Genomic DNA, 12928 nt, shown 5'->3' with positions numbered 1-12928 from the left:
TTCTTAGGCGTTGCACCCTTGCAGGGCACCGAAATCGACGGTGCTTCCGCCGCCGCTGATCATTTTTTCATGTTCTCGGACCGTTTTGCCGTTGTGGACGATCGTGTAGGTGATCGCCACGCTGTCGCGAATCGTATTGATGGTCGAGCAATAGGTCTCAAGGCTCGCCATTACCCAGCGGGCCGCCATCGTATCGTCCGCATCCGAATCGAAGCGGTACTCCAGATGCAGCGTGTTGAACTTTCGGGGTGCGCTCTCGTTGCGGACGACTTCGCCGCTAACGGCCAGGTTTTTCACCGTATACCCCTGTTTTTGGGGGAGCATGACGACATCGGTGGCACTGCAGGCGATAATCCCGCTCAGAAAATATTCGATCGGGGAAATCTGCGGGCAGTCGATGATAAAACTCCCTTTTTCGGTCTGCGCTTCGAAACGCATCGCATCCTGGTGGGAAACGGTAATCTTCATGAATCAATCTCCTTTTTACACGTCTGGAAGGGAATCGTACCCCTTCGCCTTGAGGTATTCGTCGAAAAACATGATTTGCTCGAGAGTACGCACTTCGGCGGTTCCTCCCTGCGAGGTGCGGGCATTCATCGAATGTTCGATCGAAAGGTAACCGCAGACGTCCTCTTTGATCCGCTCATCGATCGCGTAGAGTTCCGCGTAGGGGATGTCGCTCAAATCGCATCCCAGTTGTTCGGCGCGCGCGACGGCCCGTCCGGTGATGTGATGCGCTTCGCGAAACGGTACCCCGCAGTGTTCGACGAGGTAGTCGGCCAGATCGGTCGCCGAAAGATGCCCGAGTTTGCAGGCACGAGCCATATTTTCAGGCTTGACCGTCATCGTTCTGAGCGCCTCGCGAAGGATCTCAAGCGAAATTTCGATCGTTTCGACGCTGTCGAAAACCCCCTCTTTGTCTTCCTGGGTATCTTTGTTGTAGGCGAGCGGAAGCCCTTTCATGACCGTCAAAAGCCCCATCAGGTTCCCATAGACCCGCCCCGTCTTGCCGCGCAGCAGTTCGGGAACGTCGGGATTTTTCTTCTGCGGCATGATCGAGCTTCCGGTCGAATACTCATCGGAAAGTTCAACGAAACGGAATTCGTAACTCGACCAGAGAATGATCTCTTCGGCCAGACGTGAAACGTGCATCATCAGCGTCGAAATGTTGAAAAGGATTTCAAGGGCGAAATCGCGGTCACTGACGGTGTCGAGGCAGTTGATGCTGACCGAATGAAATCCTAGGCTCTGCGCGGTCATTTCGCGGTTGATGTTGTGCGGCGTTCCGGCAAGTGCGGCACATCCGATCGGAGAGATATTATTGCGTTCCGCCGAACTTTCGAAACGTTCACAGTCGCGTTTGAACATCGAAACGTACGCCAGAAGATGGAACGCGAAATTGATCGGCTGGGCGTGCTGAAGATGGGTCATCCCCGGCAGAAGGGTCGACGTGTGATTCCGTGCGATGTCGACGAGGACTCCCATCACTTCTTTAATCTGTTCGACGATCTCGCCGTTTTTTCTCAGGACGTAACGGCGGAAATCAAGCGCAACCTGGTCGTTACGGCTGCGGGCGGTGTGAAGCTTTTTACCCGCTTCTCCGATAATCTCGGTCAACCGCTTCTCTATCGCCATATGAAGATCTTCGTCGGCGATTTTCCATTCGAAAACGCCCGATTCGATCTCTTCGAGCACCTGAGCCATCCCTTTTTCGATCGAGGCAAGCTCTTCCGGGCTCAGAATTCCCTGATGGGCGAGCATCTGCGCGTGTGCGACGGAACCTTCAATGTCTTCGCGGTACAGCTTGCGGTCGAACATGATCGAGGCGTTGAACTGTTCGAGAAGCTTTGACGCATCCTGTGCGAAGCGTCCGGACCACATTTTTTTCATAGTATCTCCGAATCGTAATAAATGGGAATATTTTAGCGCAGTTTGGTTTAGACGAAAGTTTGAAAGAAGGTCCGCCCCGAAAGGGGGTTAGTTACAGGCGGGGACGTTACCGCTGTCGGCGGCGTATTCGACGAGAAAATCCTCGATGTGCTTGGCATTTTTCGTAAAAGCCCGGCTTCCGAAATATTCCCATGACGCCTGCGCTTTTTTTGAACCCAGATGGACGTCGGCAAGTTTTTGCCCTTTGTTCGCCATCAACTTCTCCCAGGCGCGCTGTTTTTTGGAAGCCGCGAGTTCCTGGCCGCCGCCGTGGCATTCTTTGCACGATTCGATATAGATCTTCTGACCCTTGTAGGTCGCTGCGCTGAGGAGGGTAGAACCGGCTAAAAGCGTAAGGGCTACGGTAGCGTATAATGTGCGCATCGGAATCGCTCTTCCTGTTAAAAAAAATTTAAATTAATCTTACATTACTAAATCTAATAGAATGCTTAATCATTTTTCAGGCCGAAAAGGCGCTAAAAATCGCCCTTTTTGCCTCAGGGCCGGTACTTCTTTTCCAGAAGTTCGTCCAGATCCCAGATCCCCATCGATTTGAGCCGCTCGACAACCGCGGGGGTACATTCCACGTCGCCGGGCCATTCGCGCTCATACCCGTCGGCGGCGGTTTTCGTCGTTCCGTCCAGCGCCACGACCGTATTTCCACGGTACAGGTCGCGCTGTGCGTCGAGGTTGTTGCTCACCCTCCAGATCAGCATGTACGGGTTGTAGAGGTCGTTTTTGGCTTCGTCGACGAAAATGACGATCCGCAGATAACGTTCCAGCGTCTCCAGCGAAGCGAAACGGTCCCGGATCGAACGCTCCCCTTTGCGGACGCTGACGACCGTAACCGGATTGGCCGTATGGCGCATGTACTGCGCGACGTTGACCGTTTCGGGAATCAGCGCGGCAATTTTTTCGAGCAATGCGGCGGTTTCGATCGACTCGGGCTGTTGGGGTGCCAGCGATGCGGTAAAATCGATCCCGAGTTTCCCGCCGACAAGCGCTTCGGGGCTGGAGTGATCCAGCGCGTCGGTGATCCCTTCGGAGAGGAAGAGACATTTGGGCTGGAAACGGTTGAGCGCGTACGTCGCCAGCGCTTCATAATTGGTGAGTTTCGGGGCGTCTTCGGGAAAAAAGAGGGCGTGTTTGACGAAACTCATCTGCCCCGATCCCCAGAAAATGTGCATAAACTGCTTCGCGTGCCCCTTGTAGAGAGTCTTCATCTTGGCGAGAATCAGGTTGTGGAACACCCCGTTTTCCGGCATGTGGTAATCGATCAGATCGGCCGCGTTCGTTTTGAGCAGCGGCAGGAAAATCCGTTCCGTCGCCCATCCCATGTATTTGTCCTCAAGCGGCGGTTTCCCCACGACGGTGGCGAGGTAATAAGGCTCCTTGCGGTGCGTGATCGCGCTTACTTCCAAAACGGGATAATACTCCTGCAACGTATAATAGCCGGTATGATCCCCGAAAGGCCCTTCAAGTTCCATTTTTTCGGGATCCACCCATCCCTCGATCACAAAATCGACATCCTCTGGGATGTAAAGGGGAGTGGTAATCGATTGGACCAGTTTCGGCGCTTCTTTTTTGATGAGTCCATACAGCAGCAGCTCGTTAACCCCGTAAGGGAGCGGTGCCGTCGCACACCAGGTGTAAAGGGGATCTCCCCCGATCGCGACGGAGACGGGCATTTTTTTGCCCGCCCGCTGGTACTGGTCGAAAAAATGGGACGAATCTTTGTGGATCTGCCAGTGCATCCCCAGCCGGTGCTTGTCGTAAACCTGCAGACGGTACATTCCCAGGTTCACGACATCGCCGTCGAGGCTTTGGGTATAGACCTGCCCCATTGTGATGAACGGCCCTCCGTCTTCTTCCCAGGTCGTGAGAACGGGGATGTCGTGCAACGAAGCCTCTTCCCCCTCCTTGACAATCTCCTGGCAGCTTCCCCGCTTGGGGAGTTTTTTCGGGAAAATATCTTTCATCGAGAACAGATCGCCGAGCATTCCGATTTTTTCCTTGAAACTCTGCGGCGGCTTCATGTGAAGCAGTTTTTCGATCTCTTCGGCCACCCCTTCGACCTCGCGCCCGAACAGCAGTTCGGTCCGGCGGAACGATCCGAACAGGTTCATAACCACGGGGGCATCGAAGCGTTTGCCCCTTTTACGGTCGATCGGATGGGTAAAAAGGAGTGCTTTCCCCCCGTCTTCTTTTTTGACTTCGGCATAGGCCAGATGGGGGATTTCCAGATAGATGTCCAAAGGCTCGCTGATGATACGGAGTTCACCCTGCGACTGGAGCAGATCGATCGTCTTTTGAAGGGTCATTGCGCGGCCCCGTTTGCCATCGCTTCGGCACGTTGCAGCAACTCCATCGCACCCTGCGAAATGAGGCGCTTCGCCATCGCTTCGCCCACGCCGGCGGTCCGGTCGCGCTCAACCACGATTTCGTCTCCCATCGTTTCGCTCGCGTCGGGCATTCCCAGGGTTGAACGGACCACCACGCTGCCGTCCTCACGCACCCGTGCGCTTACCCCGATGGGAACCTGGCACCCCCCCTGAAGGGTATCGACGAACCCGCGTTCGATCGACGTTTCGATGCGGCTGTTTTCATCGTCGAGAAAGCGGGCGATTTCGAGCACCCACGGCTCGTTGACGGTTTCGATTCCCAAGGCCCCCTGCCCCATTGCCGGAAGCATCTCATCCAGCGAAATCGGGTAGAAGTACGTCACGGAATCGCGGAGTCCCAGACGGTTGATCCCCGCGGCCGCGAGGATAATCGCGTCGAATTCCCCTTCTTTGAGTTTGCGGATGCGGGTGTCGACATTTCCGCGAAGGTCTTTGATCACGAGGTCGGGGCGCTGAAGCGCGAGCTGCATCCGGCGGCGCAGCGAAGAGGTACCGACAACGGCCCCTTGCGGCAACGAAGCGATATCGGGATATTTTTCACTGAGCATCGCGTCCCGGACATCTTCGCGCGTCGTAATGGCCGAAAGCAGCAGCCCTTCGGGCATCACCGTCGGAACGTCTTTGAGCGAATGGACCGCCATCTGCGCTTCCCCGCGGAGCATCGATTCTTCGATCTCTTTGAGAAACAGCCCTTTGCCGCCGATTTTGGCGAGCGGAACGTCGAGGATCTTGTCACCGGAAGTGATGATGATCTTCAGTTCCACCGATACCTCGGGAAAATTGGTCTCGATGAGTGATTTGATGTGGTTGGACTGCCACAGGGCCAGTTTGCTTCCGCGGGTTGCGATGGTCAGTTTTTTCATCGATTATTTAACCTTTACGTCTTTGTATTTCATTTTTTTGGGGTCTTTTTCACCGTTGAAAAAGACCGTCGGGGTTCCCGAAACGATCATGTCGTCGGCCACCTTTCGGTCGAATTCGAATTGTTTGAGGACGGAAGGGCGGCGTATGTCGGCCGGACTCACTTTCGCGCCGGTCGCTTTGTTAAACGCATCGAGAATCTTCTGTTCGTTCTTCTCGTTGGCGTCGATATCGACCGTATAGAGCTTCATCACCGCATTTGACATCCCCTCTTCTTCCGCCGCGATCGCGGCTTTCGTCAGGGTCACCGCGGCGGGGTGAAGCCCGGCGAGGGGGAGGTGGTAGTAATAGACGGCAAACGTTTTGGGATACTTGGCCATGTATGAAATCGCTTCGGGAACGTAGCGGCGGCAGAAGGGGCACAACGGATCGGAGAAAATGGCCACTTTGTGGGTCGCGTTGGCATCCCCGCTGATGCGGTTGGCTTTCGTGTAATACGAAGCGTTGAAATCGGGGGTGATCGTATCGTTGTAGCGAACCCCGGTTTTGAGGTTGACCAGTTCGGGGGCGATCACGTCGCCGCTGACGAAGTAGATGCCGTTTTGGTTGATCCGGCGTTTTTCATTCCCCTGTTTGACGTCCGCACCGATACTGACGAAATAGGCCTGCCATCCGCTCATGGACGGAACGGGCTTTTTACCGTTGATCTCGATGTTGAGATTGCTGATGGCGGGATTGTTTCCGATCCCTTTTTTCAAAAACGAGACCACTTCGGAGTCGCTCGCCGCGAAGAGGCTAGCGGAGAGAAGGAGTATCGTCGATAATTTCGGCATCAATGACATATTCATCCTTTTGTGTTGGGGTTGGCGATCCGTATTTTCGCCCAAAACGGTTAACCAGAAACGAACCGGCCACGAAAAGCTGCAGCGCTATCCCGACCAAATCGCTCAAAAAGCCCGGAACGATCAGTAAAAACGCCCCGACAAGTCCCATCAGGTTCCGGTTGGCAAATCCCTGAACGTCGATTCGGCGGGTTTGCAGCGCGTAAAGGTTTTCCGCGAGGGCATGGCGGAAGTTGAGGAGAATGAAAACTCCCAGAAAAGCGCTTCCGACGATTTCGAGAAACGTCGCGATCCCCCCGATTCGCGAGGCGATCTCCACGGTGACGATCACCTCGGCGAAGAGGTAGATCAGAAAATAGATCATCCCCGCAGTTCCTCAAGCGTTTCAATCACTTTGTCGGCATCGACGGTGACCATCTGGCGGGTAGCGCGGATCATGATCTGCACCGAGCCGTTGTCGAGTTCTTTTCCTACGATAACCGTAAAAGGGAATCCGATCAGCTCGGCATCGGACATCTTGAATCCGAAACGTTCCTTACGGTCGTCAAGAATCGTTTCGATCCCCCTGGCCTGAAGTTCGCCGTACAGTTTTTCGGCATAGGAGAGGTGGGTCTCTTCTTTGACGTTCGACACCATGACGTTGACGAGATAAGGAGCCGTCGCGGGGGTCCAGATGCACCCGCGTTCGTCGTGGTGCTGTTCGATCACGGCGGCGACGAGACGGCTGACCCCCATCCCGTACGTACCCATGATAAAAGGCTGGGAACGGCCGTTTTCGTCCAGGAATTCGGCCTTCAGCGGCGCGGAGTAAACGGTCCCCAGTTTGAAGATATGCCCGACTTCGATCCCTTTGGTATGGAGGAGCTTCCCTCCGCAGTGGGGGCATCCGTCCCCTTCCTGAACGCTCGCCAGATCGGCAAAATGGGCTTCGCCCATCACGCTCAGATCAACGCCTACGAAGTGGTAGTCCTCTTCGTTCGCACCGCAGATCATGGACGTCGCATTACGGGTATCGCTGTCCATGACGATACGGATTTTATCCTGATCGAGCGGCCCGATGAATCCGGGTACAAGACCGATCGAACGGAGTTCTTCCTCGCCCGCGTCGACGAGATCGATCGCCCCGACGCTGTTGCGTGCCTTGACTTCCTGAAGTTCGTCGCAACCCCGGAGGAAGAAACAGACCAGTTCGCTCCCTTCGGTATAGACGGCCCGCTGGACCACCGCTTTGAGCGTGTAATAGGAGTCGACCTTGAAAAAGGCGGACAGGTCGTCGATCGATTTGACGCCCGGCGTTTTAAACCGCATGAAATCGGCCTCCGGCGCTTCGGGAACCGTCGAACGGGGAGCACGGCGCGCCGCTTCAACGTTCGCGCCGTATTCGCAGGTATCGCAGACCGCAAGGGTATCTTCCCCGCTCTGGGCCAGAACCATCAGCTCTTTCGATCCGGTCCCGCCGATCGCTCCGCTGTCGGCCTCGACGATGCGAAACGTCAGCCCAAGACGTTCCAAAACCCGTTTGTACGCCGCTTCCATGGCATCGAACTCACGATCGAGGTCCTCGGTCGTCGCATGGAAGCTGTAACCGTCTTTCATGACGAATTCGCGGGCGCGCATCAAACCGAACCGGGGGCGGGCCTCGTCGCGGAATTTCGTTTTGATCTGGTAAACGTTCAGCGGAAGCTGTTTGTAACTCGTGACGCGGTTACGAACGATGTTGACCATCATCTCCTCATGCGTCGGTCCCAGAACGAAAAGATTCTCTTTCCGGTCGCGGAAACGGAGGAGTTCTTTACCGAATTTTTCGATGCGACCGCTCTCTTCCCACAGCTCGGCGGGAGTAACGAAACTGAGATCGACTTCCAACGCGCCGCACGCGGACATCTCTTCGTTGATGATGTTTTCGATCTTACGCAACACCCGCTTGCCCAGCGGCAGAAAGTTGTACAGACCGCTCGCGACCTGCGCTATAAAACCGGCGCGGGAGAGATAGATGTGGCTCGGGAGCTGGGCGTCTTTGGGAGACTCTTTGGTAGTGGGGATATAGGCTTTGCTAAAACGCATCATTTTCCTTTCGTATGATAGGTACAGGCTTTTTGGGAGAGGTCGGATCCGTCCTCGCTGTCGAGTAAAAAATTCATCGCTTCGATCAGCGCATCCACTTTGAGAGGATCCGATCCGTCGCGCATCCGTTCGGCGAAGGGGTGCAAAAACCGCTTCAGCGTCTGGATGGCCGCTTTGCGGACGGCATATTCGTATTCTTCGGGGATATAGCCGTTACGGATAACGCGGAACGCCTCCTCATCGGCCGCTTCTTCGGCACGAAGATAAAGGGTCTTGATCAGCGGTTCGATCGAGAGGGTTTTAAGCCATTCGAAAAACTGCACGACATGCCGGCGGACGATCACATAGGAGACTTTCGCCTCGTCTTCGCGCAGGGCAATGTTTTCGCTCACGATCTCCTGCAAATCATCGACGTAATAAAGCGATATTCCCCACTTCGCCCCATCGCAATCGATATCGCGCGGGACGGCCATGTCGAACCAGTACCGCTTATACGGCGTCTGGGAAATCATCTCCTCGGTGATGATGGGATGGATCGACCCTGTCGACGTAAAGAGCAGCTCGTAATCGTTGATGGCGTAAGCAATCTCTTCGAACGACCGGACCCGGGCGTCGCATTCGCGCGCGATCTCTTCGGCTTTCTCGAAGGTGCGGTTCATCATCGTCACCTCCGCACCCTGAGCGCTCAGGTGCTTGCAGGTGATGACCGACATCTCCCCTGAGCCGATGACAAGGGCTTTTTTCCCCTCAAGGCTACCGACACTTTCTTTGGCTTTGGATACCGCCACGCTCGCCACCGAAACCGGTTTGGAGGAGATATTGGTTGCGTTTCGGACCTCTGCGGCGCATTTGAACGCAAATCCCATTGCCCGCGAAATTTTCTGAGCCGAATAGCCGTTTTCCTGCGAAAGGCGGAACGCGTCTTTGAGCTGCCCCGCGATCTGAGTCTCACCCACAACCATCGAATCGAGCGAACTGGCAACGCTGAAAAGGTGGTGGATGCACCCTTCGTCATCGAAAATATCGCCCCGCTCGTGCAACTCTTCGTGTCCGATCCCCGAACGCTTCGAAAGAAGAGCGAAAATCGCTTCTGTCGCCGCTTCGGTATCGTTGCAGCTGCAAAAAATTTCGACCCGGTTGCAGGTGGAGAGGAGCATCGACTCGCCGATGGCGCTACAGCGTCTCAGCGCCGCCAGGGCTTCGAGCTGTTCGGATTCGTTTACAAATGCCAGCTTTTCGCGGATGGCAAGCGTCGAGTTGCGGTGTGAAAAGCTGACGATGAGATAGTGCATCAGTTACTTCTTTTCAAAACGGATTCGATGATGGCGTGGAGAGGAAGATCATTCCCTACCGCCGCAGTCGCTTCGTCGCAAAGGGAGCGCGCGAAGGCGTATGAACGCTCGATCACCCCGTGTTCATCCATTCGCGAACGGATCCACCTTTTCTCCGCCTCGTCGATCGGACGGGCATGGGAATTCCGGAGCCTTTCACGACCCGGAACGTCTAGCGCATCGTACAGATCAATGTAGGGAAGCGTCGTTTTCCCCTCTACAAAATCGTTCAATGAGGGCTTACCGAGCGTCGCTTCGTCGGCAGTGATATCGAGGATGTCATCGACGATCTGAAACGCCAGACCGAGATTTTTTCCGTACGTTGCGTACGACTGTGCATCCTTGCCTGCCAGAAGAGCGGCCGAAAAGGCGGCGGCTTCGATCAACGTCGCCGTTTTGAGATAGAGCATTTTAAGATACAGTTCCCGATCGGTATTGAACGTTTCGGCCATCTCGACATCCATCATCTCCCCGATCGAGAGACGGGTGACCGATTCGGCAACGGCACGGGAAATGGCGGGGTCAAAAGCCGTAAGAGAGCTGAACGCTTTGGAGTAGAGGATATCGCCGAGCATAATGGCGACTTTGCTGCCGTGGGTCGCATTCACCGAAGGGACGCCGCGCCGGAGCATCGCTTCGTCGATTACGTCGTCGTGCAGGAGGCTGGCCGCATGGATCAGTTCGACGATGGCCCCTAGAAGAGGCGCTTCAGGGGCTTCGGGGGCGATCGTGAGGATCAGCCGCGCGCGGAGCCGTTTTCCCCCCGAAAGCTTTGCAAAAAGCTCTGCCGCTTTGGGATAATCGACCTCTTCGACGAGTTTGGCAATGAGTGTTTCTACCTTTTCTTGCATCCTCTTTATCACTTCTCCGTTAAATACTCGAGCATGATCCGCTGCTCTTTGTCGAACAACAGCAGGTCAAGCTGCGCGGTTTTCGCCCCTTCGTCGAATTTTTTGAATACGACGACAATGTAGGGAACGTCTTTTTCGCTCTTTTTCGCCGGAAGCAGCCGCTTTCGAAAACTTTGGTTAGTATGTGACGCGTACAAAACATGCTGTCCCACAAACCGATCAAAATTTTCGTGCACGACGAGCCCTTTATCAGCATACAGCGTCCATCGAAAAGAGAGAAGACGTTCGAGCCCTTCGCTTTTTACCAGCACCTTCACGGTACGGTCCTTCGGCAAAACAAAGCTTTTCGATTCCCTCCACGGAGCCGCCTGAAGCATCGCCGCCGTCATCGCTAAAACGAAAAAAAGCTTTTTCATCCGACATCCTGACCGTTTCGGACCCAACTTGATCCAAACATTAGGATCGCGATTATACCACCACAATTCTTAGTTGATGCGATAGAGAATCGTTCGCTCAAAAATCAAAACTGGGTATCGAGGATTTCGTTTTTGTATTTGAGGGCTTCCACTTTGGCCTTGATCAGGCGGTTCTCTTCCATCAGGGCATCGTGTTCATGCGTCAGGGTCGAAATTTCACGGCTTTTGAAATAGATCTGCGTATTGATGAAAATTTTCGGAAAAACGACGATCAAAACCAGAAAAACCCCGACAAAAACGTTGCGTAAAAAGACCGGCCCCATCGACTCATCAGGGGCGATAATCTCTCTCGTTTCTTCCAGGATATCGTGTTTGTCGTTCATCGTCGAATCTCGAATACGCGAAGTTTCGCACTCCGGCTGCGCGGGTTGGAACGCAATTCGTCCTCCTGCGCACTCAGCGGCTTTTTGGTGAGGGTCTTGCCGATCGCATGGTTGTTGCCGCAGGTACAGCGCATCGCTTCGGCTGGGCAGATACAGTTTTTCGACCATTTCGCGAAGCGGTTTTTGACGATTCTGTCTTCGAGGGAATGAAATGTTATGATCGCCACCCTCATCTGCTTGACGTCCGATTGTTCAACCGCATCCAGCAGCCTCTCGAGTTCCCCGAGTTCGTCGTTTACCTCGATCCGGATCGCCTGCATCACCAGCGTGGAGGGGTGTATTTTTTTCCCCTTGGGCATCAGATGGAAAATGGCACCGGAAAGTTCTTTGGCCGAATAGAAAGGTCGACGCTGTACGATCGTTTCGGCAACGCGGCGGGCATTGGTCACTTCGCCGTATTCGCGCAGGATCGTCTCCAATTCGCTTTGCCCATAGGTATTGACCACGTCCGCCGCACTCAGCGCCGCATCGGGATTCATCCGCATGTCGAGGGTGTCGCTTTCGTACGAGAAGCCCCGCTCGCGCCGGTCAAGCTGAAGAGACGACACCCCGATGTCGGCCAGTATGCCGCAGATCGCATCCCCTTTTTCGGCGATGGCCTCACGTGCAACGTCGGAAAAACGCCCCTGTCGGATTTCGACCCGTTTGCCGAACGGTTCAAGTCTGCGCGAAGAAAACGCAATCGCCTCCGGGTCCTGGTCGATCCCGATCAGCGAAACGTCAGGATAGTGTTCGAGCAGCATCGACGAATGCCCGGCGTACCCCATCGTGCAGTCGATGACGATCCCGTCGGTACACGGCGAAAACGCTTCGATCACTTCGCGGTACAAAACGGGAATATGGGGGGCTTCCTGCACTGGGGTTCCTTGCATGTTTTTATCGCCCTATACTATCCTAAGCTCACTAACATAACGTTTAAAATCGCGCATCACCCGTGTCAGCGTCTTCTCTTTTCTCCATATCAGACGAAATTCCCTCTCGAACCGATGACCGATGATCCGGGCCTCGAACATCTTTTTCGAATCCAGCTCTTCGGCAACGCTGAGTCTGGGAAGGCACGAGAGGGCTTCTTTGTCGTGCATCAGGTAGCGCTTGATCGCTTCGTTGTGCTGGAATTCCATATCGATTTGCAGTTCCTTGTCGACCGGGGCAATCTGCGAAAGGAAGATTTCGCGCGTCCCCGAACCCCGCTCGCGCAGGATCCAGCGTCTGGCAACCAGTTCGTCGATGAAATACTCCCGCTCCGCTAACGACGGATCGCTTCCGATGACGACGAGTTCGTCGCTCATGAGCCGCAGGGATTCCATGTCGTTTTCGTCGAATTTGCCTTCGACGAATCCCAGATCGCACCCCCCGTTGCGGACCATTTCGATCACCTCGGTACTGTTGGCGGTTTTGAGCGATACCTTGACCGTCTCATTCCCGGAACGGTAATCCCCGATCCATTCGGGCAAAAGATAGTTGCTGATCGTTACGCTGGCGGCGAGGTAGAGATGTCCGCCCATCGAATCGGCCTGAAAGGTTTCGAACAATCGGTGCGATTTGTCGACGATTCGGGCCGCATGTTCGTAAAAATAACGTCCCCTTTCATTGAGAACCAGCCGTTTGCCGATCCTCTCGAACAGCTCTTCGCCGCAATCTTTCTCCAGCTCCCGTACCGCCATCGAAACGGCCGAAGGACTCATGGAGAGGGTTTCGGCGACGTCGATAACGCGGGACGAGGCGGCCAGGGCCGTAAAAATTTCAAGTTGACGCAGCGTAAACATCTTTTCACCCCTCATTTGTGCAC

The 12928-nt window shown here is 54.8% G+C and carries 14 protein-coding genes; all 14 read right to left on the bottom strand.

From position 1 onward, the window contains the following. Nucleotides 1-3: 3 nt before the first annotated feature. The 14 genes from AB1763_07225 to AB1763_07160 all read right to left on the bottom strand — a co-directional run bounded on the left by AB1763_07225 (nt 4) and on the right by AB1763_07160 (nt 12905). On the bottom strand, nt 4-468 hold the full coding sequence (locus tag AB1763_07225) for an OsmC family protein (GenBank protein ID MEW5832608.1): 465 nt from the start codon (nt 466-468) through the stop codon (nt 4-6). 15 nt (nt 469-483) lie between these two features. Next, nucleotides 484-1890, bottom strand: a complete 1407-nt coding sequence (gene argH / locus AB1763_07220; protein ID MEW5832607.1) for an argininosuccinate lyase — start codon at nt 1888-1890, stop codon at nt 484-486. A gap of 87 nt (nt 1891-1977) precedes the next feature. Then, nucleotides 1978-2313, bottom strand: a complete 336-nt coding sequence (locus AB1763_07215) for a cytochrome C (protein MEW5832606.1) — start codon at nt 2311-2313, stop codon at nt 1978-1980. Nucleotides 2314-2426: 113 nt separating this feature from the next. Continuing rightward, nucleotides 2427-4250: a menaquinone biosynthesis decarboxylase gene (locus tag AB1763_07210; GenBank protein ID MEW5832605.1), complete on the bottom strand. Its 1824-nt coding sequence runs from the start codon at nt 4248-4250 to the stop codon at nt 2427-2429. Then, nucleotides 4247-5194: a hydroxymethylbilane synthase gene (gene hemC / locus AB1763_07205; GenBank protein ID MEW5832604.1), complete on the bottom strand. Its 948-nt coding sequence runs from the start codon at nt 5192-5194 to the stop codon at nt 4247-4249. Before hemC ends, AB1763_07210 begins: the two co-directional genes overlap by 4 nt. Before the next feature lie 3 nt (nt 5195-5197). Then, nucleotides 5198-6034 carry a DsbA family protein gene (locus AB1763_07200; GenBank protein MEW5832603.1) on the bottom strand — a complete coding sequence of 279 codons (837 nt, stop codon included), beginning with the start codon at nt 6032-6034 and terminating at the stop codon, nt 5198-5200. Further along, nucleotides 5988-6398 carry an FxsA family protein gene (locus AB1763_07195; protein MEW5832602.1) on the bottom strand — a complete coding sequence of 137 codons (411 nt, stop codon included), beginning with the start codon at nt 6396-6398 and terminating at the stop codon, nt 5988-5990. Before AB1763_07195 ends, AB1763_07200 begins: the two co-directional genes overlap by 47 nt. After that, nucleotides 6395-8098, bottom strand: a complete 1704-nt coding sequence (locus tag AB1763_07190) for a proline--tRNA ligase (protein MEW5832601.1) — start codon at nt 8096-8098, stop codon at nt 6395-6397. The genes AB1763_07195 and AB1763_07190 overlap by 4 nt, the downstream gene beginning before the upstream one ends. Further along, nucleotides 8098-9390 carry a glutamyl-tRNA reductase gene (gene hemA / locus AB1763_07185; GenBank protein MEW5832600.1) on the bottom strand — a complete coding sequence of 431 codons (1293 nt, stop codon included), beginning with the start codon at nt 9388-9390 and terminating at the stop codon, nt 8098-8100. The genes AB1763_07190 and hemA overlap by 1 nt, the downstream gene beginning before the upstream one ends. Beyond that, nucleotides 9390-10280 carry a polyprenyl synthetase family protein gene (locus AB1763_07180; protein ID MEW5832599.1) on the bottom strand — a complete coding sequence of 297 codons (891 nt, stop codon included), beginning with the start codon at nt 10278-10280 and terminating at the stop codon, nt 9390-9392. The genes hemA and AB1763_07180 overlap by 1 nt, the downstream gene beginning before the upstream one ends. An 8-nt stretch (nt 10281-10288) precedes the next feature. Next, nucleotides 10289-10696 (bottom strand): hypothetical protein, encoded by a 408-nt coding sequence (locus AB1763_07175; GenBank protein ID MEW5832598.1) that lies wholly within the window; start codon nt 10694-10696, stop codon nt 10289-10291. Between the two features lie 104 nt (nt 10697-10800). Next, nucleotides 10801-11079, bottom strand: coding sequence for a hypothetical protein (locus tag AB1763_07170; GenBank protein MEW5832597.1), 279 nt, complete (start codon nt 11077-11079; stop codon nt 10801-10803). Then, complete coding sequence (gene rsmH / locus AB1763_07165) at nt 11076-12011, bottom strand: 16S rRNA (cytosine(1402)-N(4))-methyltransferase RsmH (GenBank protein ID MEW5832596.1); 936 nt, start codon at nt 12009-12011, stop codon at nt 11076-11078. The genes AB1763_07170 and rsmH overlap by 4 nt, the downstream gene beginning before the upstream one ends. Before the next feature lie 12 nt (nt 12012-12023). Next, on the bottom strand, nt 12024-12905 hold the full coding sequence (locus tag AB1763_07160; GenBank protein ID MEW5832595.1) for a LysR substrate-binding domain-containing protein: 882 nt from the start codon (nt 12903-12905) through the stop codon (nt 12024-12026). Between the last annotated feature and the right edge of the window lie 23 nt (nt 12906-12928).

The organism is Campylobacterota bacterium, from assembly GCA_040752835.1.
Taxonomy (GTDB): Bacteria; Campylobacterota; Campylobacteria; order Campylobacterales; family Sulfurimonadaceae; genus Sulfuricurvum.
This window is presented reverse-complemented; position numbering and strand designations above follow the sequence as displayed.

What these genes read in the sequence shown, in the direction of transcription:
- rsmH (MEW5832596.1), bottom strand. Translation starts at nt 12,011, where the DNA reads ATGCAAGGAACCCCAGTGCAGGAAGCCCCCCATATTCCCGTTTTGTAC.
- AB1763_07195 (MEW5832602.1), bottom strand. Translation starts at nt 6,398, where the DNA reads ATGATCTATTTTCTGATCTACCTCTTCGCCGAGGTGATCGTCACCGTG.
- argH (MEW5832607.1), bottom strand. Translation starts at nt 1,890, where the DNA reads ATGAAAAAAATGTGGTCCGGACGCTTCGCACAGGATGCGTCAAAGCTT.
- AB1763_07160 (MEW5832595.1), bottom strand. Translation starts at nt 12,905, where the DNA reads ATGTTTACGCTGCGTCAACTTGAAATTTTTACGGCCCTGGCCGCCTCG.
- AB1763_07225 (MEW5832608.1), bottom strand. Translation starts at nt 468, where the DNA reads ATGAAGATTACCGTTTCCCACCAGGATGCGATGCGTTTCGAAGCGCAG.
- AB1763_07190 (MEW5832601.1), bottom strand. Translation starts at nt 8,098, where the DNA reads ATGCGTTTTAGCAAAGCCTATATCCCCACTACCAAAGAGTCTCCCAAA.
- hemC (MEW5832604.1), bottom strand. Translation starts at nt 5,194, where the DNA reads ATGAAAAAACTGACCATCGCAACCCGCGGAAGCAAACTGGCCCTGTGG.
- AB1763_07170 (MEW5832597.1), bottom strand. Translation starts at nt 11,079, where the DNA reads ATGAACGACAAACACGATATCCTGGAAGAAACGAGAGAGATTATCGCC.
- AB1763_07175 (MEW5832598.1), bottom strand. Translation starts at nt 10,696, where the DNA reads ATGAAAAAGCTTTTTTTCGTTTTAGCGATGACGGCGGCGATGCTTCAG.
- AB1763_07180 (MEW5832599.1), bottom strand. Translation starts at nt 10,280, where the DNA reads ATGCAAGAAAAGGTAGAAACACTCATTGCCAAACTCGTCGAAGAGGTC.
- AB1763_07215 (MEW5832606.1), bottom strand. Translation starts at nt 2,313, where the DNA reads ATGCGCACATTATACGCTACCGTAGCCCTTACGCTTTTAGCCGGTTCT.
- AB1763_07200 (MEW5832603.1), bottom strand. Translation starts at nt 6,034, where the DNA reads ATGTCATTGATGCCGAAATTATCGACGATACTCCTTCTCTCCGCTAGC.
- hemA (MEW5832600.1), bottom strand. Translation starts at nt 9,390, where the DNA reads ATGCACTATCTCATCGTCAGCTTTTCACACCGCAACTCGACGCTTGCC.
- AB1763_07210 (MEW5832605.1), bottom strand. Translation starts at nt 4,250, where the DNA reads ATGACCCTTCAAAAGACGATCGATCTGCTCCAGTCGCAGGGTGAACTC.